At 70.8% G+C, this 26,888-nt stretch carries 22 protein-coding genes; 4 read left to right on the top strand and 18 right to left on the bottom strand.

What is annotated here, in order from left to right; translation table 11 throughout:
• Positions 1–36 precede the first annotated feature (36 nt).
• Complete coding sequence (locus C463_RS12985; protein WP_008444501.1) at positions 37–957, bottom strand: ABC transporter ATP-binding protein; 921 nt, start codon at positions 955–957, stop codon at positions 37–39.
• 146 nt (positions 958–1,103) lie between these two features.
• Entirely contained in the window at positions 1,104–6,452 is a 5,349-nt protein-coding gene (locus tag C463_RS12990) for an intein-containing DNA polymerase II (RefSeq protein ID WP_008444502.1), read from the bottom strand.
• Between the two features lie 102 nt (positions 6,453–6,554).
• On the opposite strand from C463_RS12990, the gene C463_RS19270 reads away from it, so the two are divergent.
• The 3 genes from C463_RS19270 to C463_RS13000 all read left to right on the top strand — a co-directional run bounded on the left by C463_RS19270 (position 6,555) and on the right by C463_RS13000 (position 7,719).
• Complete coding sequence (locus tag C463_RS19270) at positions 6,555–6,728, top strand: DUF7331 family protein (protein WP_167539452.1); 174 nt, start codon at positions 6,555–6,557, stop codon at positions 6,726–6,728.
• A gap of 101 nt (positions 6,729–6,829) precedes the next feature.
• On the top strand, positions 6,830–7,252 hold the full coding sequence (locus C463_RS12995) for a DUF7322 domain-containing protein (protein ID WP_008444504.1): 423 nt from the start codon (positions 6,830–6,832) through the stop codon (positions 7,250–7,252).
• A gap of 26 nt (positions 7,253–7,278) precedes the next feature.
• Entirely contained in the window at positions 7,279–7,719 is a 441-nt protein-coding gene (locus C463_RS13000) for a DUF7346 family protein (RefSeq protein WP_008444505.1), read from the top strand.
• 28 nt (positions 7,720–7,747) lie between these two features.
• Here C463_RS13000 and rad50 read toward each other — a convergent pair whose 3' ends face one another.
• The 4 genes from rad50 to C463_RS13020 all read right to left on the bottom strand — a co-directional run bounded on the left by rad50 (position 7,748) and on the right by C463_RS13020 (position 12,529).
• Entirely contained in the window at positions 7,748–10,441 is a 2,694-nt protein-coding gene (gene rad50 / locus C463_RS13005) for a DNA double-strand break repair ATPase Rad50 (RefSeq protein ID WP_008444506.1), read from the bottom strand.
• On the bottom strand, positions 10,438–11,805 hold the full coding sequence (gene mre11, locus C463_RS13010; protein WP_008444507.1) for a DNA double-strand break repair protein Mre11: 1,368 nt from the start codon (positions 11,803–11,805) through the stop codon (positions 10,438–10,440). Before mre11 ends, rad50 begins: the two co-directional genes overlap by 4 nt.
• The gene (locus C463_RS13015) at positions 11,802–12,179 is read right to left on the bottom strand and encodes a hypothetical protein (protein ID WP_008444508.1); all 378 of its coding nucleotides are present in this window, start codon (positions 12,177–12,179) and stop codon (positions 11,802–11,804) included. The genes mre11 and C463_RS13015 overlap by 4 nt, the downstream gene beginning before the upstream one ends.
• A gap of 86 nt (positions 12,180–12,265) precedes the next feature.
• Positions 12,266–12,529, bottom strand: coding sequence for a MarR family transcriptional regulator (locus C463_RS13020; RefSeq protein WP_008444509.1), 264 nt, complete (start codon positions 12,527–12,529; stop codon positions 12,266–12,268).
• Between the two features lie 184 nt (positions 12,530–12,713).
• On the opposite strand from C463_RS13020, the gene pan1 reads away from it, so the two are divergent.
• A complete protein-coding gene (gene pan1 / locus C463_RS13025; RefSeq protein ID WP_008444510.1) occupies positions 12,714–13,931 on the top strand; it encodes a proteasome-activating nucleotidase Pan1 in 1,218 nt (405 codons plus the stop codon).
• A 56-nt stretch (positions 13,932–13,987) separates the two neighbouring features.
• Here the strand turns inward: pan1 and C463_RS19955 are convergent, their stop codons facing one another.
• The 12 genes from C463_RS19955 to C463_RS13080 form a co-directional block, all read right to left on the bottom strand.
• Positions 13,988–14,119, bottom strand: a complete 132-nt coding sequence (locus C463_RS19955; RefSeq protein WP_008444511.1) for a hypothetical protein — start codon at positions 14,117–14,119, stop codon at positions 13,988–13,990.
• Positions 14,120–14,207: 88 nt separating this feature from the next.
• Entirely contained in the window at positions 14,208–15,383 is a 1,176-nt protein-coding gene (locus tag C463_RS13030; protein WP_008444512.1) for a DHH family phosphoesterase, read from the bottom strand.
• Between the two features lie 124 nt (positions 15,384–15,507).
• On the bottom strand, positions 15,508–16,410 hold the full coding sequence (locus C463_RS13035; RefSeq protein WP_008444513.1) for an SDR family oxidoreductase: 903 nt from the start codon (positions 16,408–16,410) through the stop codon (positions 15,508–15,510).
• Positions 16,407–16,859 (bottom strand): DUF5791 family protein, encoded by a 453-nt coding sequence (locus tag C463_RS13040; RefSeq protein WP_008444514.1) that lies wholly within the window; start codon positions 16,857–16,859, stop codon positions 16,407–16,409. Before C463_RS13040 ends, C463_RS13035 begins: the two co-directional genes overlap by 4 nt.
• A gap of 79 nt (positions 16,860–16,938) precedes the next feature.
• On the bottom strand, positions 16,939–20,187 hold the full coding sequence (locus tag C463_RS13045) for a DUF7286 family protein (protein ID WP_008444521.1): 3,249 nt from the start codon (positions 20,185–20,187) through the stop codon (positions 16,939–16,941).
• A complete protein-coding gene (locus C463_RS13050) occupies positions 20,181–20,840 on the bottom strand; it encodes a DUF7284 family protein (protein ID WP_008444522.1) in 660 nt (219 codons plus the stop codon). The genes C463_RS13045 and C463_RS13050 overlap by 7 nt, the downstream gene beginning before the upstream one ends.
• Positions 20,831–21,295 (bottom strand): DUF7285 family protein, encoded by a 465-nt coding sequence (locus C463_RS13055; RefSeq protein WP_049905921.1) that lies wholly within the window; start codon positions 21,293–21,295, stop codon positions 20,831–20,833. The genes C463_RS13050 and C463_RS13055 overlap by 10 nt, the downstream gene beginning before the upstream one ends.
• A gap of 6 nt (positions 21,296–21,301) precedes the next feature.
• Positions 21,302–21,802 (bottom strand): DUF7283 family protein, encoded by a 501-nt coding sequence (locus C463_RS13060; RefSeq protein WP_008444524.1) that lies wholly within the window; start codon positions 21,800–21,802, stop codon positions 21,302–21,304.
• Between the two features lie 85 nt (positions 21,803–21,887).
• On the bottom strand, positions 21,888–23,714 hold the full coding sequence (locus tag C463_RS13065) for a hypothetical protein (protein ID WP_008444525.1): 1,827 nt from the start codon (positions 23,712–23,714) through the stop codon (positions 21,888–21,890).
• Positions 23,711–25,651, bottom strand: coding sequence for an ATPase, T2SS/T4P/T4SS family (locus C463_RS13070; protein WP_008444526.1), 1,941 nt, complete (start codon positions 25,649–25,651; stop codon positions 23,711–23,713). The genes C463_RS13065 and C463_RS13070 overlap by 4 nt, the downstream gene beginning before the upstream one ends.
• A gap of 73 nt (positions 25,652–25,724) precedes the next feature.
• Positions 25,725–26,189, bottom strand: a complete 465-nt coding sequence (locus tag C463_RS13075; protein WP_008444527.1) for a DUF7311 family protein — start codon at positions 26,187–26,189, stop codon at positions 25,725–25,727.
• Positions 26,190–26,196: 7 nt separating this feature from the next.
• Positions 26,197–26,841: a DUF7310 family coiled-coil domain-containing protein gene (locus C463_RS13080; protein ID WP_008444528.1), complete on the bottom strand. Its 645-nt coding sequence runs from the start codon at positions 26,839–26,841 to the stop codon at positions 26,197–26,199.
• Positions 26,842–26,888: the final 47 nt, after the last annotated feature.

The following is a 26,888-nucleotide window of genomic DNA, read 5'->3' on the forward strand; positions in this document are numbered from 1 at the left end:
TTCCCGTGTTTACGTGTGTCGCGTGCCCGCATTCGGTTACGCCGCCTCGAAGGCGTCCTCGCGGACCCAGTCGTAGCCCTCGTCTTCCAGCTTCTCGGCGAGTTCCGCGCCGCCGCTCTTGACGACTTCGCCGTCGAGCATCACGTGAACGTGGTCGGGCTCGACGTAGTCGAGGATGCGCTGGTAGTGGGTGATCTGGAGGATGCCCGTGCCCTGCTCGTCGCGGAGCGCGTTGATCCCCTTCGAGACGTCCTTCAGGCGGTCGATGTCGAGCCCGGAGTCGATCTCGTCGAGCACGGCGACGCTCGGCTCCAGCATCGCGGCCTGGAGGACCTCGTTCTGCTTCTTCTCGCCGCCGGAGAAGCCGGCGTTGAGGTAGCGCTGCATGAACTTCTCGTCCATGTCGAGCAGCTCCATCTTCTCGGAGAGGATCTCCTGGAACTCGGCGACGCCGATCTCGCCGTCGTCCGCGGGCCCCTCCATCGGGGAGGTCTCGTACCCCTCGTCGTCGTCGGCCTCGGCAGCCTCCTCCTCGTCCTCGTCTTCGAACAGCTCCTCGCGCTCGTCGGCCTTCGCGTTGAGGGCCTGTCGGAGGAAGTTCGTCATGGTGACGCCCTCGATCTCGGCGGGGTACTGGAAGCCGAGGAAGATCCCGAGCGCGGCGCGCTCGTTCGGCTCTAGGTCGAGCAGCTCCCAGCTGTAGTCGTCCTCGTCGAGGTCGGCGTCGATGTCGTCGACATCCGACTCCTCGAGGTGGAGCGTGATCGACCCGTCGGTCACCTCGTAGGCCGGATGGCCGGCGATAACCTTCGCCAGCGTCGACTTCCCCGAGCCGTTGGGACCCATCAGCGCGTGGATGTCCCCGGACTCGACGGTCAGATCGACCCCGCGAAGGATGCGTTCGCCGCCCTCTTCCGCCACTCGTGCGTGAAGATCGTTGATTTCGAGAGTAGCCATGTGTATTCTCGTGCCTCGTGTGCGTATAGTAGGTGTTGTTGGGGTTAATGCTTACGCATTTCCCCGTCAAAAATCGCAGATCGACCAAGAAATTTTCTTCCGATCGAAAACTGCTTTCGATAGACTGCGTTTCCGCCCGCCGTCGGTCACATGAACGAGCCGAGTCCGGTCTGTTCTTGGCCGGTCTTGACCTCCTCCCACGACATTCCGAGCGCCTCTATCACGCGCTCGATGGGGCCCTTCAGGGTCTTGTCCAGCATCTTCTCCCAGTCGACCTCGAACTCGTCGGGGACCTGATCGGCGTACTCGAAGCAGATCACGTCCGGGTCGCGCTTGAACTCCCCGTACAGGTGATCTCGCTGCGGGTCGAGTCCCTCCTCGTCTTCCATCCGCGCCCAGAAGTCGGGGTGGACCTTCTCGATGTACAGCCGCTTCGGCTTCGACCCGCTCCCGAAGTTCGTCCCGAGCATGAGGTTCGCGTACTTCGCCCCGCGGACCTGTGCGGTCGGCGTGTCGTAGGCGTCGAGCTTCTTGCCGATCCCGCCGGGGATCCCGATCTCGTCGAGGTCCATGTTGCCGTCGAGCACGCGCGCGATGACGTCCACGAGGTACGCCTTCACCTCCTCCATGTCGTCGTCGATGTCGTCGCCCGTCACGATTGTCTCGATGACGTTCTGCTGGACCTCCTTCGTGATCCCGGCGATGTCCGAGCGCTTGTACTCGAAGCCGGTGATGTCGATGTCGTCGACGTCTTTCCCCTCTTTCCAGATGATGTGCCCGGCGTAGCGTTTCTTCTTGCCCGCTTGGAAGAACCGCCGGTAGAGCTTCTCGAACTCGATCTGGAAGCGGTGGTCGTCGGCGTTGAGCTCCTCGCGCGCGAAGTCGTCGTAGCGCTCGTTGATGTGGTCCTCTATCTCGAAGGAGGTCTCGATCGCCTCCTCCTTGTCCACGTCTTGGCCGAGAGATAACATGACTGAATCGGTATTATGGAGGACGACACCCCCGACACCGTCGACGAAGTTCTCGTTCTCGGCGACGCTGAGATCGTACACGTACCCGTCGTGATCCACCTCTTCGACCACCGGGTCCCGTCCGCTCCGGTAGTAATCACACGTTCGAATCGTGTAGCTCCCCTTGCTCTCCCTGTACTTCAGCGAGTGCTTCTCCCCGCGCTGCGTGAGAAGCGTAGAGAGCCCCGCCGCGAGTTCTCGGCTCGTCGTCTCGAAGTCGAAGTTTCGCTCGCAGTACTCGGTCGAGTACCGCGGGAATTCGCGTGAGCCGTCGCCCTCGACGAGTACGTCGACGAAGAGCTGTTGGAGGTCTTCGGGGAGGTTGAATACGGACCCCGGAATACGCTTCCCACGCGACGTTTGCCCGGCGAACTCGCGGAAGAACACCGCCGAGAGTTCGTTCATCATCTGGAGTTTGTGGGTGCCGTCGTCGTACGTCACCGACTGGTCTCCGTCCTCGGTTCCGTACTCGACGGTCCGCCTATCGGACGCGTCCGACGCAATGACACTCGCCGTCGCTCCGTCGAATAGACGCTGGTAGTCCTCTCGAAGCCCTTCCAGCCACTCCGTTCTGGATTCGGCGATGCTCGCGCCGAACCGGGAGTCGGTCGTTTCGATCGTCGAGGCACTCCCTTCGGTGACGTACGCGGCGAGCAACCGTACGAGCGCCCGTCCGTCTTCGGAGTCCAAGTCGACGTATCGCTGTACCTTGATGCTCCGCTCTATCGCGTTGTGATGCTTGTGGCCGAACCAGACCCACTCGTCGTTCGCGTGGACTCGCTTGACCTTCGTCTCCGCGTTCTCGCTGCCGACGCTTCGGCCGTCCTCGTACTCGCGCGTGTACCCCTCCAACACGTCGTATACGTCGATCTTCTCCACCGTTTCGACCTCGGGAAGACCGGGAACCCGAAGTGGCTCTTCGACGTCTTCCGGCTTCGTTTCCACCAGCTGTCCGTCTTCTTCGACGACGTACGAGTGGTCTCTGGTCGTCGTCGACTCGCCGAACTTGTGCTGTAGATTGACGACCGATTTGTCGGTCTCGTGTCTGATCACCTGCTCGATCGGCTGCCACTCCGGCTCGCCGTCCTCGGTCACCGAAAGCGCCTCCCAGCCGCCCGCGCGGCGCCGTTCCTTGTCGATCGACACCGAAGCGACAGGCCCGCCGTCGGCGGTAACAATCAGATCCTCGCTCGCAGTCGCGTCCGAGCGTTCGAAGAGATCGGCAATCGGCAAGATCCGAACGATACCCTCGGGATCGCGCACGACGACGGGTCTGCCGCCCGTGACGCTGTCCCCGTACGCGACGTCGTGGCCGAGTTCTTCCGCCGCCTCTTCCGTGAAGTCGATGACTTCGCGTCCCGTCGCCGTGACGGCCGCTGCGCCCTCTTTGTCGTAGAGACGGAACCGATCCCATCCCGTCACGCCGTACAGCGACTGCCCGACGAACTGGAACTTCCCGTTCCGCCCCGCGAGCAGCGTGTGGTTGTCCTCGACGGTCACGCAGTAGACCCCGTCCTCGGCCTCGCTCCGAGACCCGCTCCGATTCATCCGGAGGGTGTTCTTCCCGCCTTCCGTGACGTAAATCCGCCAACTTCCGCTGTCGCGATTGTAATTCGCGGTGAGCCCGAGATGGGCACACAGCCGGAGCACGTCGTCCCGCAACTCCTCGCTCGACGTCGTGTACCGCCACGACCCCGTCTGACGGTCCCCGTCACCGTCGATCAGGGTCTCCAAGAACGCGCGTTTCTGCGCCCTCGCCGCCTTGAAGATGCGGTCCGGGATCCGCTTCTCGAAGCTGCCGTCGCCGCAGCGGTCTCGGAGGAGGTCCCCGAGCAGCTCAGAGGTGAACTGATAGCTGCGGTCGTCGACGTAGTAGTCCAGTTCCATCCGATCGAGGAGCTGACCGATCGTCTCGTGATCGGAGTCGCCGCCGTCCGGCACGGCGTCCTGCGCAATCTTCACCGTCGTCGCGGAGCCGCGAAGGTTGTCGCCGAACCGCTTCTCGGTCGACGTGTACACGTTCCCTTCCGTGACGTACCACGCGAGCAGTTCGAGGAAGTCGTCGCCGTCGAACGTCCGCGGGATCCACTTCCGACCGGATTCGCGGTGGACGAAGCTCGTCTCGCACACTGACTCGATGTATTCGCGGTGTTCCTCGAACTCCGAGGCGGTGAACACGTACCCGGTCTGACCCACGTCCGCCTTCGGAACGCGTCGCGGCGTCCAGCCGAGCTCGGCGGTGAACGTGTGGCCGTGGACGCTCGGTCGGACCCACACCTCGTACTCGCCGTCGACGAGTTCAGTCAGATCGACCTCGTCGATCCGCTCCCCGTCCGGGCCGTCCCAATCGTGGGGGAGTTCGTAGTTGGTCGCCCGATCGAGGTCGCCGGCCTCGACGAAACTATACCCGTCTTCGGTGATCCCGTTCGTCTCGTTCTTCCGAACGAGCATCCGGTGGTTCGGCGTCACGCGGAAGTCGATCTTCGAGGTCTCGACGTCGACGAGTTCGCCCCGGTAGTCGGGGTACGCGTGGGTCTCCTCGACGGTCTTGACCGCCATCTCCTCCGTGTCGGGGTTGAGTGAATACACGGCGTCGCCGACCTCCAGCTCCGTGATCGGCCGAACGCCGTCGGGAGTCACGACCTCGGTGTCCGGCGTGAAGCAGTTCATAATAACTTTGACAGAAGCTTGCTGTCGGTCGTACTGCTCGTACGGCTCGGTGCCGGGGTCGTGGTCGTTCCGGAGCGCCTTCTTCTCCTCGCGCTCGGTGAGCAGCTCGTCGACCATCTCGCGCATGATCCCGTCCGGCTGCTTCCGGAAGTGTGTCCCGTTGGGCGCGACGTACGTCTCGCCGTCGTACCGGTCAGGGTCGACCTTCGTCTCGGGACCGGCGTTGATCGTCACCATACACATCGGGTAGAGGCTCTTCAGGTCCTGGACCGTCACCATCTCCTTGACCCCGGTGATCGGGTCGAAGACGGCGCCGCCCTCGAAATCCTCCGACTCCTGTTGGCCCTTCGTGGGGAGTGCGAACTTCCCGAACGCCTTATGGAGGACGTACATGTCGACGGTGTCGCCGGGCGTCGGCGCGTCCTCGATCTTACAGCCGACGAAGGTGCGCACCTCGTCCCAGAACGCGATCACGTCTTGTTTCCGGTCGATCTCGACGCACAGCTCCACGTCGCGGATGCTGTACTCCAACAGGCGCTCGGGGTCCTGTTCCCAGAGATCGCCGATGTCGCCCGTGTAGCGCTCCTTGCCGACGCCCAGTTCGCGCTCGCCGACCGCGTCGAGGCGGTACGACTCCAGTTCGGTGAACATCGTGCGCTTGTAGGCGTACAGCAGGTCGAAGACGACTCGGCCCTTCACGTCCGGGCCGCCCCAGCCCGAACGCCACACCTCACCGATCCGGGAGAGTCGGTCGACGTCGAGGTTGTACTGGCTCCCGTCGTCGAGCACCTCCAGCCGGTCGAGGAGGTACGGCGCGTCGAAATCTTCGAAATTCCACCCCGTCATAAGATCTACGTCGGTTTTATTTATATACTCGACGAACGCGTCGAGCATCGCGGCCTCCTCCTCGAAGGTGCGGACCTCAAAATCGACCTCGCCGCCGTCCCCGACGATCCCCTCGTAGTCGGGGAGGTCTTCGGGCGGGGGGATCTCCGCTTCCGGCGCGTCGTACAGCCAGACGACGTACTCGTCGTCGTAGGAGTCGTGGCTGGTGAGACAGATGATCGGCTCCTCCCCGTCCTCGGGGAACCCGCGTCGGTCGTCCACCTCGATGTCGAAGGTGTTCACGCGCAGGTTGGCGTCGACCTCGGCCGGTTCGAGGTGGCCCTCGTGGACCTGAATCGTCCCCTCCCCGTCGTCGAGCCGCCGCTCCTCGACCCTGATCCCGCCGTTGATCCCGTTGTCGATCAGAAAGCGGTTCGGGAAGAGGATGTCAGCCTCGAAGCTGGTCGCGAAGTCGTCGCGGATGTTCCCCACGTCGCGGGGCGTCCGGGTGACGATCCGGGTGAGCTGCTCGCCGCGGATGCTCTCGTACGGCTCCCCGTCGGGATTCTCCTCTCTGGTCCCGATCACCACGTCGTACTCCTCGACGGGGTCGCGGTCGAGGTCGGCCGTCGGGACGTAGAAGTACGGCTCTACCCCCAGTACGCGGAGGTGTTCGACGACGTCGTGATCCGCGTCCTCGACGTGTTCCGCCGGTCGCCGGCCGAACACGTGGACCACCGGGTACTCGTCGCTGCCGTACCCCTCGACGGCGTAGTCGATCTGGGTGATCATCAGCTCGACGGTCCCGGTCGACTCCGGGAACTTCGCCTCGTCGACGTCGACGACGTCGCTGACGTGGCCCCGCCCGCCGCCGGCGACGGCGGCCGCCTCCTGCGCGGCCAGCTCCTCCCGTTCGGTGTCCGTGTCGCCGTCGGCCTCGTCGCCCGCGTCTCCGGTCGACGAGAAGTCCGACAGCCCCGACTGAGTCATATCCGTGCTTCGGCGTCACCCGGCTAAAAAACTCGGCTTTCGGGTGCGGCGAGCTACCCCGCCACGGAAAGGCATATATTGTGTGATGACTTACCACGGTCTATGTCTTCGGACCCACGTTCCGAACCCCAGGTGGCTCGTCCGGCCGATTCCGACGCGGTCGACGCCGAGGTGGAGGCGTACGAGGACGACGGGAACGTGGTGCTTTTCGACGCCACGAACCCCCTCGCGTGGGTCGAAGCGAGCCGAACGGTACGGCTCGCCGACGCGCTCTGACCGGACTGCCGAGTCCGTGCGCTCTCCGTCCACTTCCTCCAGTAGCCGCGGCGCCGCGGGCGGACGGAACCCCTTTGCCCCGGCGCGGCGTACGCCTCGGCGTGTTCAGCCTCGACGAGGACGACGAGGGCGAGATCTCCGTCGGCGAGAGTTCCGACGCCGAGCGGGAGATGACGCCCGACATCCCCGAGGCGCCGTCGGTGAAGTCGTTCGACGACGGCGGCGACTTCGAGGGCGCGAGCGACGTGGACGAGCGGACGCTCCGCGCGTTCGTCGTCGCCGTCATCTACGCCAACGCCGCCGTCCTCCTCGTCTCCCTCGGCCCGATGGTGTGGTTCTTCGAGGGGTTGTCCAGAATCGGTCCGGCGCTGTTCGTCGTCGGCCTCCTCGCCGGGGTCCGCACGTACCAGACGTACCGGTCTTGGAACCGTTCGCGGGACGAGGCGGACGAATCGGCGTCGGATCCCTCCGCCGAGGCCGACGACACTGATGCCGACCCTACTGCCGAGCGCCCGGAAGCGTAATGTCCGACGAGCGCGCTCCTCCGACCATGCAGACGGTCCGCGACGGCGACGGCGAGACGTACCTCCTCGTGAAGCGCTCCGCCGAGTCGAGCCGCGTGCGCGACCCGGCCACCGGCGCGGAGCGATACGTCGACAACGACGACATCAGCGTCGTCGACGGCGAGTCGCCGCTCGCGACCGCCGCCTCCGGCGTGCCGGAATCGGTTCGCCGGACGCTCGGCGCGGTCCGCGACGACCGGTCGCTCGGCCTGCTCGCGGTGGTCGTCGACGAGGGACCGATCGCGGCGATCGACCTCCTCGACGCCGCCGACATGTGCGAGTCCGACCTCCACGGTTCGATCACGGAGTTCCGCGCGGCCGGACTCGTCGAAGAGAGCGAGGTCGCGGGCCGACGCGGCTACGAGGCGACGGCGGTCGCGGTCGAGGCGATAGAGTTCCTCCGCGACGAGCCGAACGGAGACGCGTAGCCTCTGCGATCCGGGGCGCTACGCCCGATCAGTCGTCCGCGAGCGAGGCGATGTCGAGTTCGGCGGCGTCCTTCCGGCGGACGGTCGAGCGGTTCGAGCGCGGGTCCTTCTCCACCGTGACCAGCTCGTCGGCCGCGCCCACCAGCTCGTCGTCGTGGCTCACGATGACGATCTGGGCCACACCGAAACCGCGCATCTCCTCGACCAGCCGGACGAGCCGCGAGACGTGCCCGGAGTCGAGGAACACCGTCGGCTCGTCGAGGATGAGCGGCGGGGTCGGCGCCGCGCCCTCGATCCCCTCCGAGAGCAGCCGGTAGATCGCACAGCGTAAGGAGAGGTTGAAGAGGGCGCGCTCGCCGCCGGAGAGCTGCTCGGGGTCGAGCGGCTCGCCGTCCTTCTGGTAGACGGTGAGGACGTACTCGCCGTCGAGTTCGATGTGCGAGTAGGCGTCGTTCCCGTAGACGAGCTCGAACGTCTCGTTGAGGGTGCGCTCCAGTTCGCTGACGTTGCGCTGTCGGAGCTCCGCGCGCAGATCGCCGTACATCGTCTCCAGCTCGCTCGTCTCCTCGTGGAGCGCTTCGAGCGCTTCGACCCGCTCGCCGAGCGCCTCGCGCTCCTCGCGGAGCGCCTCCAGCTCGGCGAGCTCGCCTTTCACTCCGCCGATCGCGTTCTGGAGCTCCTCCTGACGGTCGTCGAGCGCGTCGAGCTCCTCGGCGACCTGTTCGAGGTACCGCTCGGCCTCCTCCTTCCGATCTTTCGCCGTTTCGACGGCGTCCTCGTCGACGGCGTCCGCCAGTTCGTCGCGCCGCTCGCGCCTGTCCGCGAGCCGGTCGCGCCGCTCGTCGTTCACCTCCGTCAGGTTCTCCCGCTTCTCGCGGCGGCGCTCGATATCGTCTTCCGCGTCCGCGATCGCGGACAGGCGCTCCTCGACCGCCGTCACCGCCTCGCGGGCGGCGTCGACCGCCGACAGCGACGCCTCCAGCTCCTCGACGCGCTCCGCGGCTTCCGCCGCCTCCTCGCGCTTCTGCGCGGCGACCTCGCGGGTCTCTTCGGCCTCCTCGCGGAGTTCCGCGGCACGCTCGCGCTTCTCCGCGGCCGACTCTCGCTTCCGCTCCGCCTCCGCGCGCTTCTCCTCGACCCGTTCCTCGAGGGTCTCGATCCGCTCGTCGATCTCGTCGAGCCGGTCCGCAGCGCTCGCGAGCTCGTCCAGCTCCGCGACCCGCTCGTCCAAGTCGCCCTCGCGCTCGCGGGCAGCCTCCAACTCGGCTTCGAGTTCTTCCACTCGCTCGCGATCCTCGTCGATCCCGCTGGCGTGCGGGGAGTCCTCGATCGGCTGGCCGCACTCGGGGCACTTCCCGGCCGCCAGCAGCGCCTCGGCCTCGTCGACGCGCTCGCGGGCGTTCTTCAGCTCCGCCGACAGCTCGGCGATCCGCTCGCGGACCTCGCCGCGCTCGTCGCGGAGCGCGTCGCGCTCGTCGGCGACCCCCTCGCGGCCGACGTCGGCGTCGGCGTCCGCGAACCGCTCGCGGAGCCTGGCGGCCTCCTCGCGCAGCTCCTCGATTGATGCCTCGCGCTCGTCGACCTCCCCGGCCGCCGTCTCCGCCTCATCCGCGAGGTCGTCGGCCTCGGACTCGATCTCGGCGGCGCGCTCGGCGCGGTCGTCGGCCTTCCCGGCGAGGTTCGTCGCCTGATTACGGAGCGCCTCGGCGCTCACCCGCTCGTCGTCGAGTTCCTCGCGGACCGCTTCCTCCCGACCGTCGAGCTTCGTGCGGCGGTCGGCGATCGCCGCCTCGCTCGCCGCGTCGAGGCCGGCGTCGTCGAGCCGGTCGTCGATCGCGGCCTCGATCTCGTCGATCCGCTCGCGGGCCGCCCGAATCTTCTCCCGGTGGTCGTCGCGCTCGCGCTCGGCCGCCCGGATCGCGGCCTCGATCTCGTCGATTTCGTCCTCGACCGCCTCCAGCTCCTCCCGCTTTTCGGCGTGGGTCGACAGCGTCTCCGCGGCCGCGTCGCGGGTCTCCTTCGCCTGCTCCCGCTGGGACTCGTACCGATCGATCTCGTCGGTGACCTCGCCGAGTTCGCCCTCCAGCTCGTTGAGCCGCCCGTGGAGATCGCGGTCCTCCTTCGATTCGATCTGCTCGTCGAGCTGGTCGAGCCGGCCGCGCCTGTTTTCCAGCACGTCCTCGACGCCGAGCCGGGCGTCGCCGGCGCGCTCGCGGTACTCCTCCAGCTTCCCCAGCTGGAGGAGGTCGTCGATCGTGTCCTGCCGCTCTCGCGGGGTGGCGTTGATGAGCTTGTTCACCTCGCCCTGCCGCACGTACGCGCAGTTGACGAACGCCTCGGCGTCCATCCGTAACAGCTCCGTGACGAACTCGCGGACCGCTCGCGCGCCGTCGCGAGTCACGTCGCTCCCGTCGGTCGATTCGAGCGTACACTGGTGGTCGATCCGGTCGTCGTAGGCCCTGAGCCGCCGCTCGACTCGGTAGGAGACGCCGTCGTGAGTGAACCACAGTTCGACCTCCGTCTCCGCCTCGCCGTTCGTGATGACGTCTTCGAGGGTCCCGTCGAGCGCCTTCGACCCGTACAGCGCGAAGAAGCAGGCCTCCAAGAGCGACGACTTCCCGCTGCCGTTGAGCCCGTGGATGACGGTGACGCCCTCCGTCAGGCGCAGGTCGGCGTCGCCGTACGGCTTGAAGTTCGCGAGGCGGACGCGGTCGAACTTCACAGGTAGTCCTCCATGGAGACCTGCCCGTCGTTCGCCGCCGGATCGGCATCTGTCGCCTCCGCGGGGTCGGACTCGGGCTCCGGTTCGTCGTCCGATTCGTCGCTACTGCCGTCCGCGGTCTCGTCCTCCGGTTCGTCACTACCGCCATCGACGGCCTCGTCATCCGGTTCGTCACCATCGCCGTCGCCGTCGTCCTCGTCCGTCTCGACCGTCTCCGCGTCCCCCTCGACCGGCTCGAACGCGTCGAGGTCCTCCTCCTCGTCGAGCCGCTCCTCCACTCTGCGCTTCACCGTCTCACGGACGTTGGCGTCGGGGACGGTGTCTTCCCGGACCGCGCGCTCGACGTCGCGAGCGGCGGTCGAGAGGGCCATCTCGTCGAGCCGGTCGCGGACGGCGTCCTCGGGGTCGGCGAAGCTCACGTCCACCTCGCCGTCGGCGTCGACCTCGCGCCGGTCCGTGACGCGCGCGATGAGCGCGCCCTCGTCGGTCGCGAACTCCTCGACGGCCGCCGGCGTCACCGGGTCGCCCTCGCCGGTGATCTCGACGTGGACGACCGCCTTGGAGAGGTCGTACTCGCGGACGCGCTCGCGGACTCGGGGTTCGCCTTCCCTCTCGCGCAGTTCGACGGAGACGAAGACGAAGGGGCGCGTGTCGAGCGCGCGGCGCCGGATCTCGACGCGGTCGTCGCCGCCCGCGGCGTCGGCGTCGAAGACGACGAGGTTGTAGCCGCGCCCTTCGCGCTCGCTCGCGCTCGCGCGCTCCGTCGACCCGGGGTACGTCACCCACGTGTCGGCGACCTCGGCGGTGTCCGGGGTGTGGTTGTCGCCGAGGAGCATCGCGTCGAAGGCGACGTCGCTCTCCGTCAGCACGGTCTCCGTGTCCCAGTCCGCGTAGCCGAACGGCTCGAAGAGACCGTGCGCCACGAGCGCCGCGTACTCGGCGTCGTGGTCGGCGAACGCGTAGTCGAGGTCGTCGCGCCGCGAGACGGGGACGTGGTCGAGCCCGTAGAAGGCGGTGTCGCCCACGACGACCGGCTCGTCGCCGAGTCGGGTGGCGAGGCCGAGGCGCTCGAAGAGGTCGAGCCACTGTCCGCCCCGCGTCGACTCGTGGTTGCCGACGACCGCGAGGAAGGGAATCCCGGCGTCGTCGAGCCGGCGGAGGACGGAGATGGTCCCCATCAGGTCTTGGAGGTCGGGCCGGCGGTCGTGGAAGAGGTCGCCCGCGTGGACGACGGCGTCGACGCCGCCGTCGACCGCGTCGTCGACCACGGCCTCGAACGCGTCGAGGAAGTCCTGGCGTCTGACCGGCGAGTGGTACTGCGAGTACCCGATGTGGGTGTCGCCGGTGTGGATCACCCGTGTCATCTGTCCGGGCCTTGGCCGCTGTCCGGCTTAGGGATTCCGGGGCCGGAGCGGAAGTGGTCGCGGTCGTCGCGGCCCGCATCCGGCCCTCCGTCGGCGCCCTCGTTGCGTCCGTCCGCCGCCCGCCGAAACGACCGGTACGCGGCGAGCGCGTCGCGTCCGCGCTCGGCGGCGGACTCGTCGCCCGCGCGCTCAGCGGCGTCGACCGCGTCCGCCAGCCGGTCCATGCCGACGGCGTCGACGAACCCTGCCGCGCGCCGCACGTCGGACCGCGCCGCGTCCGCCTCGTCGATCACGGCCACGTACGGGCGTCTCGCGGTGTCGGTGCGCGTCGCGAGCGCGGCCAGTGCGCGCTTGACGGCGGTAGTCGAGACCACGGGCGGACTGGCGCGGTATCGGATATAAACCGTCGCGGACGCCGGCCCGCATCGGGGCGGGTAGCGACACCCGCACGGTCCCGCGCTCAGATCCCCAGTGAGTACAGCCGCTTGCGGGCGTCGGTGAAGGAGAACCGCGAGTCGACGACGTCCTCCTCTTCGAGCCGAGACAGCGCGTAGCGGACGGTCCGCGGCGGGAGGAGCGTCTCCTCGGCGAGTTCGCTCTGGGTCAGCGTGTCGTTGTAGTCCAGCACCTTCGCGACCAGCTTGGCGCTCGGCGGCAGGTCGCGGACGGCCGCCCAGCGGTCCGCGGCTCCGTCGTCAGCGGTGACGGCGTCGGTCGTACTCATTCGTGTTCCGATCATTGGCATGCCGGATGATAATATTTACTATCAGCTCTAATTACTGCTGGAAATCAAACAGCGCCTATATCGCGAACTCGGACGGCGGCCGTCCGTCGTCGAGGCCGGCGAAACTGGCCACGTCGTTCCCCCACCCGAAGCCTCTTATCCGCGAGACGCCTTAATAAACACAATGAGCGACACGGTCGACGACGTCGATATGCCCTACGACGAGGGCTCGGCGTCGAAACAGGAGAAGATCGACTCCCTTCAGGAGCGGCTCGACGTCCTCGAGTCCCAGAACGAGGAGATGCGCGACAAGCTCCTCGACGCCAACGCGGAGAACAACAAGTACCAGCAGAAGCTCGAACGGCTCACCCACGAGAACAAGAAGCTGAAGCAGTCCCCGCTGTTCGTGGCGACGGTCCAAGAGATCACGCCCGACGGGGCCGTGATCAAACAGCACGGGAACAACCAGGAGGCGCTCACCGAGATCACCGACGAGCTGCGCGAGGATCTCGACCCCGATGACCGCGTCGCGGTCAACAACTCCCTGTCGGTGGTCAAGAAGCTCGAGAAGGAGACCGATGTCCGCGCCCGCGTGATGCAGGTCGAGCACTCCCCGGACGTCACCTACGCCGACATCGGCGGCCTCGAAGACCAGATGCAGGAGGTCCGCGAGACCGTCGAGATGCCGCTCGAACATCCCGACATGTTCGAGGACGTCGGCATCCAGCCCCCGAGCGGCGTGCTCCTGTACGGCCCGCCGGGAACGGGCAAGACGATGCTCGCGAAGGCCGTCGCCAACGAGACGGACGCGACGTTCATCAAGATGGCCGGCTCCGAACTCGTCCACAAGTTCATCGGCGAGGGCGCGAAGCTGGTCCGGGATCTGTTCGAGGTCGCCCGGGAGAACCAGCCCGCCGTCCTGTTCATCGACGAGATCGACGCGATCGCCTCGAAGCGGACGGACTCGAAGACCTCAGGTGACGCCGAGGTCCAGCGGACGATGATGCAGCTGCTCTCCGAAATGGACGGCTTCGACGAGCGCGGCGAGGTCCGTATCATCGCCGCGACCAACCGCTTCGACATGCTCGACCCCGCGATCCTCCGTCCCGGCCGCTTCGACCGCCTCATCGAGGTCCCCAAGCCGGAGACCGAGGGCCGCGAGATCATCTTCCAGATCCACACCCGCAATATGAACCTCGCCGACGGCGTCGACTTCGCCGAGCTGGCCGAGCTGACCCCCGACGCCTCCGGCGCCGACATCAAGGCGATCTGTACGGAGGCCGGGATGTTCGCCATCCGCGACGACCGCACCGAGGTCACGCTCGACGACTTCCTTGAGGCCCACGAAAAGCTCCGGCAGGACGAGGAGACGAGCGTCGACGACTCGCTGGCGTTCGCCTGAGCGGACCGTTCTCCGATTCGGAGCCGCCGTCGACTCGCTTTTTCGCTTAACTGTCCTTACAGCGCCGCGACCGTGAGGTACGGGAGGACGAAGAACAGCAGGAACACCAGTCCGACCGCGAGGGCGTAGCCGGCGCCGACGCCGGCAAGCGCGAGCCACCCGTCGTCGAGCGCGTCAGCGACATCCATGTCGGAGGAACCGCGGCTCGGAACTTAAATCCGGGCGCTCGCGTCCGACGTGACCGCTCGGTTCCTCGTCCCGCCGCGCCGGTCCCGGTCACACATCGCCCGCCATCGCCCGGAACAGCCCGTCGGCGAGGGCGTCGCGGTCGACGGTCTCCGTCTCTTCCTCCCCGGTGGGGTCGACCTCCGGCTGGATCGTTCCGCCGCCCATCCGGGAGTGGCCCCCGCCGTTCCCGTTGTCGACGTCGTCCAGCACTGCCGCGATCGCGTTGCCCATGTGGACCCGGTCGTCGCGCGACCGCCCCGACAGGTGGACGGTCCCGTCCCGCTCGCCGATCACCACGACGGCGCTGACCCCCTCGAGCTGGATCAGTTCGTCCGCCGCCTGCGGGATCGCGTCGACGTTGTTCACGCCGCCGACGTCGGCGACTCCGAACGACCCCTCGATGCGGCGTCCCGCGATCGCCCGGGCCTTCACCTCCAGCACCTCCGCGTCGACCGCCGGGTTCGCGATCCGGTCAAGCCGGTCCTGATCGACACCGGGATAGAGGTAGGCGGCCGCCGCAAAGTCGGGCTCGCTGGCGCCGACGGTGAGGTGTTTCGTATCGGCCAAGATCCCGTACAGCAGCCCGGTCGCCGTGTCGGTCGACAGCGTCAGGGCGCTCGCCGTCTCGCTCGCGTGCTTGTCGGGGGGCACGGGGACGGCGTCGTTGTCCTGAAAGTACTCGGCGACGACCGACGCGGTCGCGCCGTAGTCGGTCCGCACGTCGGTGAACGACCCGCCGGCACCGTCTCCCGGGTGGTGATCGACGACCGCCATCGGCAACACGCCGTCCGCGCCGGCGAACCCCCGCGGCTCGTTGTGATCGACCAGCACGACGGACTCCGCGGCGAGGTCGCTCACGTGTTCGATCGGCTCCAGTTCGAGGTCGAGGACGGTCCGGAACGCACGGTTCTCTTGGTGACGGATCTGGCCGGGGTACTGGACGGTCGCCTCGACGTCCACCTGGTCGGCGAGCGAGGCGACCCCGACCGCGGCCGACATCGCGTCGGGGTCCGGGTTCGGGTGCATCAACACCGTTATTTCGTCTTCGTCGGCCAGCAGTCGACGGAACCGCACCCCGGGCGTCCGCCGGGACCGCAGCACCACCACCACGGTCGCGACGGCGATCAGGACGGCGAGCGCCACGGCGACGGCGAGTTCGGGATTCTCCCGGGCCATGGCCTCCGCCTGCGAGAACCGGTCGCCGGCCGCGCTCATCGCTCGCATGGCTTGTGGCGAGTCACTCCCGACACATGAAGGTTCGTTACCGTTCCGACGGACTGGAACCGACGGAAATCGGCCGTTGTCGGGCGACTACGAACCGAACCGGCTGCCGTCCGGTCGGGACGCGCTACTCGGTCCGTGCCCGGTGCGCGCGCACGGCGTCGCGGTACCCCGACCGGAACGTCGGGTGGACGAACTCGTAGCCGAGATCGCGGAGCAGCGCGTTCGAACACCGCTTGCTCGTTCGGATCCGACGCTCGGCGGCCGCGGAGAGGTCGCCGGCCGCGATCCGCTCGTCCTTCGATAGCTTCTCCGGGCGCGGGACGCCGCAGGCGTCGGCGAGCCAGTCGGCGAACGCGTGCTTGTCGACCGGCTCGTCGTCGACGACGAGGACGACGCGATCGCGTGCGCGGTCCGTCTCCAGCAGGTGTCGGATCGACCCCGCGGCGTCAGCACGGTGGACCATGTTCAGGTAGCCGGCCGTCACCGGCCCCTCCACGTACCGCTCAAGTCGGTACCGGTCCGGGCCGTACAGCCCTGCGAACCGGACGACGGTCCCGTCGATCCCGGCGTCACCCGCGCGTTCGGTCGCGATCCGCTCGGCCTCGGCGAGGACGCGCGTCTTCTCAGTGGTCGGCTGCACCGGCGTCTCTTCGTCGACCCACCCGCCGTCGTGGTCGCCGTACACGCCCGTCGAGGAGGTGTACACCAGCCGGTCCGGCGGCGCGGGCCGCGACTCGTACTCGTCGACGACGTTCGCCAGTCCGTCGACGTACACCTCCCGCGCCGCGTCGGCGCCCCGCCCGCCGGAACTGGCCGCGAAGACGACCGCGTCCGCGTCCGGGAGCGCCGAGAGCGACTCGGGGTCGGTCGCGTCCGCGCGGACGGCCTCGACGTCGGGACCGACGGCGTCGACCGCGTCGAGCCCGGTATCCGACCGACGGACGCCGGTCACCGCGTGACCGCGGGCGTGGAGCTGCTCCGCCAGCGCCAGCCCGACGTAGCCGCAGCCGACGACGACGGCCCTCATGGCTTCCGGCGCTCGATGACCGCGAGGATCTCGGCGAGCTGTCCGAGCGTCATCGCGGTCCGCCCCTCCAGCGCCTGCTGGACCTCCTGACCGGTGAGGTCGGCGTCGATCTTCGCCGCGATCGCGTCGACGTCGAGGACGGCGGTCGCCATCCCCATCAGCAGGTGGTCGCGCACCTCCGCCACCATGGCGTCGGCCTCGCGGTCCGGGTTCGCCGCCGCGAGGACGGCCGCTCCGTCGGCGAGCGAGAGCGCCGCGACCTCCCCGTCGCGGACGGCGGTCGCGTCCGCCGCGGACAGTCCGATCTCGTCGACGAGCCCGTCGGGCTCGACGCTCGCTGCCGCCTCCGACACCAGTGCTTCGAACGCGGCGAGCAAGTCCCCCGCTGCCGGCTCGTCGGCGTCGACGTCGGGTCCGGATCCGCGGCCGTCGACGACCTCGTGGAACATACCGCCACTCGGTCGCCGTGTCTCAAAACGGCTGCGGTCGGACGCGTCCCGTCCGCTCGCCGCTCGGTCGGCGAGCCTCTCACGACTCCGTACAGTCGTCTCCCTCTCCCGGAGTCGGACTCAGGGGTCCCGGACATGGCCAGCCGCCGGAGGTCTCGTCGCGGGTCCCGTCGACGTCGCCGACGCCCGGCGGCCCGGCGGGGACGGCGACGACGACGACCGTCCGCGTCTCGAAGGCGACCGGTTCCGTCGCCCCGAGCGCGACCGACTCGCCGTCCACGTCGACGCTGACCGCGCCGGGCTCCCGGACGTACTCGAACGGGTGGTCGGGGGTCCCGACGTTCGCGCGGAGGGCGAACCGGGGGTACTCGCCGCGCACCCGGACCTTCCACGCGTTGACCGTCGCCACCCAGTACCCGGGCACGGGCGCGACCGGAAGTCCCGCCCCGACGGTCCGAACCGGCTTCGGAACGCGCTCGTCCGGCACCGACGCGACCGCCTTCTGGGCGCGGGACTCGATCGCCGATTCGACCTTCTTCCGGCGAATCTGCCGGGCCGCGGCCGTCGTTTCGTCGATGAACCGCGCCGGAACGCGGACCGCGTCTCGCCCCGCCTCCTCGCGCGTCTCGACGCGGAGGTGCGCGGCGAGCCCGAGCCGCTCGGCAGTCGACAGCGACCCGACCCGCGCGGCCTCGCTCGCGATGCGATCCGGATACTCGCCCTCGCCGACCGCGACGGCCCTCTCGCCGAGCGAGTCGTACTCGCTCGCGGCGTTCTCCAACACCGCGCTCCGCTGTTCGCGCGAGAGGTCGGTCCGCTCCGCGAGGCGCTCCGCCAGCGCGTCGTCGAGACGTTCCAAGGACGCGTCGACCCGGCCGGCGAGCGCGCGTCGGTCGGCGCGCAGGTCCTCGTCGTCGGCCGCCGCGAGGGCCTCTCCGGCCGCGAGGAGCGACCGCCCGGCGACGCCGAGGCGGACCGTGTCGTCGGTGCCGAGGATCCGGTCGGCGATCCCGCCGGAGACGTCGCTGTACGGGAGCGTGACGTAGTTCACGTTCCGGGTCGCGAGCGGTCGCGTGGTCGTGCCGTCGACGCCCTCGACGCGCTCCCCGTCGACCGCCGTCCGCGGGAGGTACCCCGGCGACCCTTCCGGGGCGAACGTGACGGCGCCCCCCGGCCCCCTGTCGCCGACGGTGTACGTCCCCGGGTCGCGTGCGGCCTCGCGGCTGGCGATCACCTCGCCCACGGGCGGTCCGCCGAACGCGTCGTTCACGCGGTCGAGAACGCCGTCGGTCGCGGACTTCCTGTCCTCGGCAGCCGATTCGAGTTCGGCGATCACGGCGTCGAGGTACGCGACGCGCGCGGCGATCCGGCCGCGGTCGACCACGCCGTCGTACCTCGCCGGGGCGTCGCGCAGCGCGTCGCGCCGGTCACGCACGGTCGCGGCGAGGTCGCGGTACGGCGTCGCCTCGCCGACCGCGGCGTCGGCCATCGACGCCTCGGTCTCGAACTCGCGGACGCGCTCCGACATCGACAAGACGTCCCTCGCGATCCGGTCCAGATCCGCGTCCGACCGGTCGCCGTACACGACCGTCGAGCGCGTCTCGTCGCCACGTTCGACGGCGTCGCGCGCCAGCCGGTCGACGTCGCCGTCCGTCTCGACGTTCAGATCCGCCCTCGCGGCCGCCGGGGTGTCGGCGAGATCCGCCCCCTCGACGTCGCCGCCCTCGGCGGCGCCGAACGTCGCCGTCGGTCTGTCGGGAGCGCCGTCGCGCGGCGCGTACGTCCCGGTCACCGAGACGCGGACGCGGTACCGGTCCGTCGCCTCGTCGCTCGTCACGGCGCGGTCGACGCGCACGTTCTGTACCGTCCCGTTCGGCCCCCGCTCGACGACCCGCCGCTCCCACGTCGTGGTCGCGGCGCGCTCGACGGCGACCTCCCGGGTCGCGCCGCCGAAAGACACCGAGTCGCCGGCCGACACGGTCTCGCCGTCGGTCCCCGTTCGCAGGTCGCTCCCGCCGCCCACGCGGACCCGCTCCGTCCGCGACGTGTCGACCCGCCGCCACGGTTCGTCGAGCAGCGACCGGGGGCGATCCGGCGTCACGGGGCCCCCGTCGACGACTCGCGTCGCCTCCGTCTCCAAGGTCGCCTCGACCCGGTGGCTCGCCCGCACGATCGAGTCGAGGTCGTCGTGGACGCGGGTCGCGGCGCGGTCGGCCGCGTGCCCGACCTCGACCGACGCGGTCTCGCTCGTCGCGTCCCCGGCCGGGTCGAAGGCGGCGTCCTCGCTCGCGGTCGCGTCACCGTTCGCGTCCCTCGCCGATTCCTCCGTCGAATCCGCATTCGTTCCCCCACCGTCCCCCGTCGGCGTCGGGGCTCCGAGGACGGCGTCCGTCCAGGAGGCCTCGTGGACGCCGGTCGGCGACAGCAGGTCGGTCACGCCCGTCCGAGCCGTCGCGCGGGCGACGCCGCCGCGCGCGTCGGGGTCGCTGGTCCCGAACACGTCCCGCTGGACGCGGACGATCCCGGCGTTCGTCGACAGTTCGACGTGGCGGTTCGCGATGACGTTCTCGACGGGCGCGCCGGCGTACTGCCCGTACCCCCGAGCCCACGCCATCGCGTAGAGGCTGGCGGTGACCTGCCGGCCGAGCCCGGGCCCCTCGACGGGGCCGCGGTTGAGTCGCCGCTCGAACCGCTCGGTCCGCTCGTGGGCGGCCAGCGTCGGCACGGCGACCGTCACCGTCCGCGATCGCGTCCGGTTCACGACGGTCCGGCCGTCCCGCGTCGCGGTCGTCGCGACGCCCTCGAAGGTGACCCGCGTCGCGGTCCCATTCGCGGCCGGTTCGATGCCGACCCGCTCGCGCGCCGCGACGAGGTCGTCGGCCGAGTCGACCGCCGGGAGCGAGACGTTCGCCTCGACGCCGCCGACGTCGCTCTCGACCGCGCGCAACGCCTCCGCCCCGGCGATCGCGAGCCGGACCCGGAACGCGTCCTCGAAGGCGGATCCCTCCCGGACCACTTCGGCGCCGGGTCCGTCTCCCGCCGGCGCGCGCGTCACCGGCTCCGCCGCCGCGTCGTGGGCGGCCTCGCGCGCGGCGCTCCTGAGTGCGGCGGTGGCGTCGGCCTCGACGCGCTCGACGGCGCGCTCGACGCGACGGTCCTCGCCGACCAGTCCCTGCTCGGCGAGCCCCGCGGCGTACGCCGAACTCGTCACGAGCAACAGCACGCCGACGAGCGCGAAGGGAACCCGTGCCCGTTCGTCAACGGTGAACGTCCGAGCGCGACCCGCGTCCGCAGACCGACCGCGGCCTCGGTTCCCCACGCTCACCACCTCCGGACGATGACCCGAACGAAGTTGACCGACGATCGACGCTCGCCCCCCTCGCCGTCGAACCGGTCCGGAACCGGGTGTCGGACCACGGCGACGGCGATGTCGGCGTTCCGCGGCGGTTCGGGGCCGATGGCGAAGGACTTTCTGGTATCGCTCGGCCCGTCCGCTCGGCCTCGGTCGCCAATCTCCGGCGCCGGAACCGCCCCGCCGGCGACCGAGGCCGGACGCGACGCCGCCCCGCCCCGTACAGCCGGCGGGCTCGGGAGCCTCCACGTGCCGCCGTCCGTCTCGGTGCCGATGGCGTCGTTCCGGTCGGTCTCGGCGACGGCTTTCACCGTCGCGTCGACCCGCGTCCGCGGACCGACTCCCGCGCGGACGGACTCGACGGCCCTGCGGTCGAACGCGGTCTCCGCGTCGCGGGCCGCGAGCAGCGCGAGCAACTCGGCGCGGGTCGCGTGGATGCGACGCGTCTCGTTCGGCGCGCCCTCGTCGGGATAGCTCACCGTCGTAGTCTCGGTGACGAGCCGGTCGGCGGCGTCGGTCGCGGTCGGGCCGTCGGGACCGACGGCGTCGCTCGCGCCGAGCGCGACGACGCTCGCCGAGACGCAAAGCAGCAGCACGGTCACGTCGAGCACGGTGCTGGTCACCGCCACACCACCGCCCGGAGCGTCCCGCGCACGTTCCGGCCCGGCGCCACGCGGACCGTCACCCGACGCTCGGCGACCGCGACCGCGTCCGGCGACCGGACTCCCGGCGGTCCCGGCGCGTCCGGGCCCGACGCGGCCAGCCACCGCTCGTCGCCCGCCTCCAGTTCGATCGCGGTCGCGGTCCCGGGCGCTTCGACCCGCCGCATCCGGTCCGGGTCGACGACGCCGCCGACGGTGACCATCCCCTCGATCCGGTCGAGCGCCGCCCTCGCGGCCGATCGGTCATCGTCGGGTGCCGCGTCCGCGAACGCGCCGGCGTACAGCCCCAGCGCGAGCCCGACGATCACCACCGCGACGAGCGCGGCAGTCGGTTCGACGGCGGCGCGGTCGGCTGTCGAGAACGCCGGGGCCGGTCGCCTCGAAGCTCCCGACGCGTCCGACCTCGCGGGATCTGGTGACACGCGAGATCACCCCACGAGCGTGACGTGGACGTCGCCGTAGTGGACCCGACGAACCGTGATCCGCTCCGGTGCGGGCGTCCACGTCGCGTCCGCCGCTCGCGCACGCTCGGCCGCCGCCGCGAACGCCGCCGGATCGTCGAACGCGGCGCCCGGCGGAGCGCCGGCGAGGACGCGCCGAAGCCGCGCATCCGTCGTCGCCTCGGGGCTCGCCCCCGCAGAGGGCCGGATCACCGGGGTGATCCGCGGGGCGTCGAGCGTCGCCCGCGCCGTCACCCGATCGTCGCCGAGCGAGACGGATCCCTCTGAGAGCCGGAGCCTCTCCGCGGCGATTCCGTGTTCGGCCGTCGCCGGATACTCCCCGTCCGCGACCGAGTCGACCGTGCGCGCGACGCCGTCGGCGTCCGGCGGCGGCGAGGCCGGGAACGATGCGGCCACGCCGACGGCCGCGACGCTCACGACGGCCAGACCGAGCCACGCGTACGTGGCGTCGAGGTGCGTCTCGAACATGGCGCGGCTGGCCCCGGCTTGGTATATAAACTATCGGCGCCGCGGGTCGGGTCCACTCTCGGCTCCGTTCCCCCGGCTCCCGGTCTCAAAAGAGGAGCCCGGCGCCGGCGAACGCGACGAGGAACGTCGCGGTGGCCGTCGGCAGCGCGATGCCGATCCGATACGCCACCAGCGTCCGGTCGAACCCCCGCTCCAACCCGGTCGCGAGTCCCGTGAGGAGCGCGGCGAGCAGCAGCACGTACGCCCCGACGATCCGTCCGAGAATCGGCACAGATAGCGTCCCCGCACCGCCACCCACCCCGGCCGCGCCGCTCCCGCCGACCGCACTACCGCCGGTCGCTCCGCTTCCGGTGCTCAGGCCGCCCCCGCTGAGCGCGTCGGCGCCAGCGGCCGCCCCGGCGCCGAGACTACCGATGTCGACCGCGTCGATCCCCGTCGCGAGCGCGACGGTCGCCCCGCCGACGAGCGGCGCGAACACCGCGGCGGTGTTCGAGAGCGTCCCCGTGACGGTCGCCAGCTGGCGCCGCGCGTCGCGTTCGAGGTCGCGCAGGGACTCCAGCTGGTCCGCGAGCTCCAGCAGGACGTCGCCGGCCGGCCGGCCCTCGCGCGCGGCGACGGCGAGGAGCGCGATCGCGCCCCGGAGCCGGGGCGACGGGACGGCGGCCGCCGGTCCGCCCTGCCCCAGGAACGCCTCGCGGACGCCGACCCGCAACGTGTCGCTGCGTCGCCCGGCGCGCTCGAACAGCTCGCCGGTCGCGCCGTCCAAGCGCTCGCCGGCGTTCGCGACCGCGGTCTCGACCGCGACCCCCTCCGCCACGTCCCCGCCGATCACGGTCATCGCGTCCGGGAGCCCGCGCTCGACGTCGCGCACGTCAGATAACACCGCCCGGCGGGGACGCGCGAGGACGAACAGCGCGCTCCCGACGCCGACGCCGACCCCCCCGACCGGCCACGCCCACGGCGCGACTGCCCGCGCGGCGACGACGGCCGCCGCCGCCCCGAGGGCGCACCCGACGACGAGCGCGTGGCCGCGCCGCTCCGGCACGTCCGGGTGGTCACCGCTGATCTCCGGCGGTGGGAACGCGACCGGTCGGCGGAAGAGCAGCCACGCCGAGGCGGCTATCAGCCCTGCGGGGAGCGCGACGAGGTACAGGCCGGCGACGAGTCCGGGCCTGATCGCGACCCCGGCGGCGGCGCCCGCGGGAAGCAGCGCGATGAGCGCCAGCGGGAGCAGCACGCCGAACGCGTACAGCGCGGAGACCGGTCCCCGCACCGCGCCGACGAACGACGCGAGCCTGTCGGTCGTCCCCGAGAGCGTCGCGTCGAGCGCGCGGTCGAGACACCGCCCCCGGCGTTCCGGCGGCGCGGTCGCCGCCGTCCGGACCAGCGCCGCGGCGCGGTCGATCGCCGGGAACCACGGTCGCCACTCGCGAGCGAACGCCCGAAGCCCGCTCGTCGGTCCGTCCGCGCTCCCCCGCTCGTGGCGAGCGAGCGCCGCGGCCAGCGGCCCGTCGCCGGTCCGACCGGCGAACCGTACCGCCCGCTCGGTGGAGGGGTCCAGCCGCATCCGCAACACGAGTCGCCCGACGAGCCCCGGCGCCGCGCCGAGCGCCCGCGTCCGCCGGAGCGACGCGAGCCACACCGGCGCCCGGTGGACCGCGTGAACCCCGCCGACGAAGGCGGCCAACCCCGCCGGTGCGGCGGCGACCGCGCCGGCGACGAGCGCCGCGACGGCGGTGACGACCGCGCCGGCGACGGCGCCGACCCGATACCCGACGGCCACGACGCGCTCGGCGGAGGCGTCCCACCCGAGGAACGCGACGGCCCGCCGTAGCTCATCCGAAGCCGTCGACCCGTCCTCGCCGACAGAACGGAGCGATCCGCCGGACCGACTCGACCCGCCGTCTCTCATCGGTCGCCTCCGGCGTACCGCGTCGGCGCGATCCGTCCCGTTCGAACCGCCTCGCGGACTCGGTCGCTCCGCCGGTCGACGGCTTCCCGAACCGCGGCGTACGACTCGTCCGACGCGGCGAGGTCCTCGATCAGTCGGCTCTCGCCGCGGTCGATCCGCCCCGTCGCGACGAGTCCTCGCTCGGTCCGCTCGAAGAGGGGATCGAAGCTCACCCCCTCGTCGTGGTCGCCGACTTCGACGATCGATTCGACGCGGTGGTCGTCGAGGACCGCGATCAGGTCGGTCGCGGCGAACGACGACCGGGTGACCCCGAGGTCGGTGACGACGCGCTCCTCGACGGCCGCCGGGTCCTCGCCGTGAATCGTCCCGAGGACCGTCTCGCCGGCGGCCCCGACGCGCATCGCCTCGTACAGCGCTCGCGCCTCCTCGCCGCGCACCTCGCCGACGCTTATCGCGCCGCCGCCCATGCGGAGCGCGGTTCGCACGGCGTCCGCCGGCGCGAGTTCGGCGCCGTCTCCGACGCGGAGTCGCTGGGCGTCCCGCCCGGCGTCGGCGAGCGCGTCAACCGGGAGTTCCGGCGTGTCCTCGATGACTATCGTGCGGGTTTCGGCGCCCAGTTCCCACAGCAGCGCCCCGAGCGCGGTCGTCTTCCCGGCCGCTCGGCCGCCCGCGACCAGTCCGGTCACGCCGCGCTCGACGGCGACCGACAACAGGCCGGCCGCCGCGGGCGTGAGCGTGTCGACGGACACCAGCCGAGCGAGCGTCCACGCCTCCGGGTCCCCGCGACGGAAAGTGAAGGAGAGGCCGTCGCTCGCCGGGGCCGTGGCCGCGGCGACCCTGACGCGACCGGTTTCGGACTCGATGGTCGCGTCGAGCGTCGGCGTCGCCCGCGAGAACGCCCGTCCGCTCTCTCGCCGGAGCCGCGACGCGAGGGTGGCGGCCCCCTCCGGCGGGAGCCGCACGTTCGTCCGGCAGCGCTCGCCGTCGAGGACCACGCGGAGCGGGTTCTCCGCGACCGGCGCCGTCACCGTCGCGTCGCTCACCCGGTCGTCCGCGAAGACGTGTTCGAACGCGCCGTAGCCGTGCGTGTGTCGCCGCAGGACCTCGGTCAGGTCCGCGACCGGGTCGTCGTCGTTCGCCACCGCCCGCACCGCCCGGCCGGGCGCCCTGTCCCCGCCGCGGGGGTCGTCGAGCAGTCGGTCCCGCGCGGCGGCCAGCGTCGCCACGCTCTCGACGTCCAAGTCGGCGCTCGGCGGCGTGAGGTGGTAGGTCCTGAGAGAGTCGTCGCCCTCGTAGAGCCGGACGGTCGCCCCGGTCAAGACCGTCCAGCGGTCGATCAGCGTCGCGCCCGGCGGCGGCGCGGCCGCGACGCGCGCGGTGGCGGCCGTCGGCCCGACGTGCGCCCGAAGGCGCTCGCGCAGGTCGCGGTCGCTCTCGGCTCCGTCCGCGTCTCCCGCGAGGTCCTCGGCGGCCGACAGCAGCCCCGTCTCGGTCGCGATCCGCCTTGCGGGACCCGCGCGTCCGGCCGCCTCCGACGCCGCACCGAGCGGGTCGCTGGCGACCCGGTCGGCGAGCCGCTCCTCGTGGAATCCGATCCGCTCCCGGAACCGTCCCGCGGCGATCAGGAGTTCGGCGGCGCAGTCGGCGTAGGACCGCTCCCGCCCGCGGTGTCGAGTCCGGATCACGCCCGCGTCCCGGTCGGTGAGCGCCGCGACGACGGTCGCCAGACAGTCCGGGCTCGCGGCGAGGTCACCGCGTCCGGGACAGCCATCGGCGTCGACGTCGAGGACGACCCGATTCTCGACACCCGTCCCCACGGGCTCGCGGAACGTCGGATCGCACCGGCATCCGCCGTCGTCGCCGTCGATCCACGGAAGCCGTCTGAGCGGCGTCTCGCCGTCGTCGCCGGCCATCCGCTCGGTGAGGCCGAGATTCATGGCGGACGTGGCCGCGGTTTGGTATATAAACGATCGCCCGCCGTCCGCTCCCGGTTCCTCCGGTCGGTCGGAGCTATCCGACACGACGGATCCGGACCGTCGGCCCGTCGTCGTCGACGTACCGGACCCGAATCCGGCTCGGTCCGTCGGTCCGAAGTTCGATCGGTCCCCCGACGAGGTCGACGGCCGTCTCCGCCGGGCCCGTGCCGACGCGGAGCGTGCGCTCCGGTCGGCCGTCGATCCGGTACGCGAGCGAGACGCCGCCCGGTCTGTCCGGCGACTCGACGAGCGCGACGCGGTCGAGGTCCGACGCGGCAAACCCGGTCGGAACCCGGAGGAGGACCGTCGTCTGCGCCGCCATCGCCGGATCGCTCACGGGAGTCGAGTCCGCGACGACGCCGCCGATCGCTCGCTCCAGCCGGTCCGCCCCCGCGCCGATCCGCTCCGCCGTCGTCGCGGCCCGGGCCGTCTCGACCGCGGGCATCGACGCCGCCAGCAGCGCGACCGCCACGAGGACGGTGAGCACCACGCGGATCACGGCGCGCTCACAGCGACTCCCGGAGTCGGTCCAGCGCGTCCGTCGCCCACGCTCCGTCGTCGTCCCCGCCGTCCCCGTCGCTCTCGCCGTTGCCGGTGCGCTGGCCGGACGTCGGCCGATCGCCCGGCAGGGCGGCGTCGAGGGCGCTCTCCGACGGGACCGCACCGCCGGGGCCGTCCCCGTCTCTCGCGACTCGATCGGGTGCCCCACTCCGGCCGTCTCGATCGGGTGCGCCGCTCCGGCCGGCTCGCCCGCCCCCGTCGATATCGCCGTCCCGACCGGACTCTCGTCCAGCCTCGGTCGCCCGCGCCAGCGCGAGGTCGGCCCGCCGCTCGACCTCGCGGTTGACGGCCCTGACCGCCCCCGCGTAGCCGCGGACCGCCTGCGTCGCCGCCTCCAGCTCCGCGACGCGCTCCTCGATGTCGTCGAGGCGCGACTCGATCCGCTCGCGCTCGGCCGTCGCCTCCGCCTCCGCGGCGGCGTCCGCCGGGCGCGCGTCGCTTCCAGTTACCGCGCGCTCGACCGCGCTGAGCCGGGCCTCGATCCGCTCGTCCGCTTCGTCCGCTCCGGTCGACGCCTCGGTCTCCGCCTCCGTCGGCGTCGCCTCCGTTCCCCTCCTCGACGGCTCGGCGCCCCGCGCGTGGTCGGTCATGCGACCCGTTGCCCGCGGTTTCACTCTTAAACCTCGGGGAAAGGGTA

Origin of the sequence: Halorubrum californiense DSM 19288 (assembly GCF_000336875.1) — an archaeon.
Lineage (GTDB): Archaea > Halobacteriota > Halobacteria > Halobacteriales > Haloferacaceae > Halorubrum > Halorubrum californiense.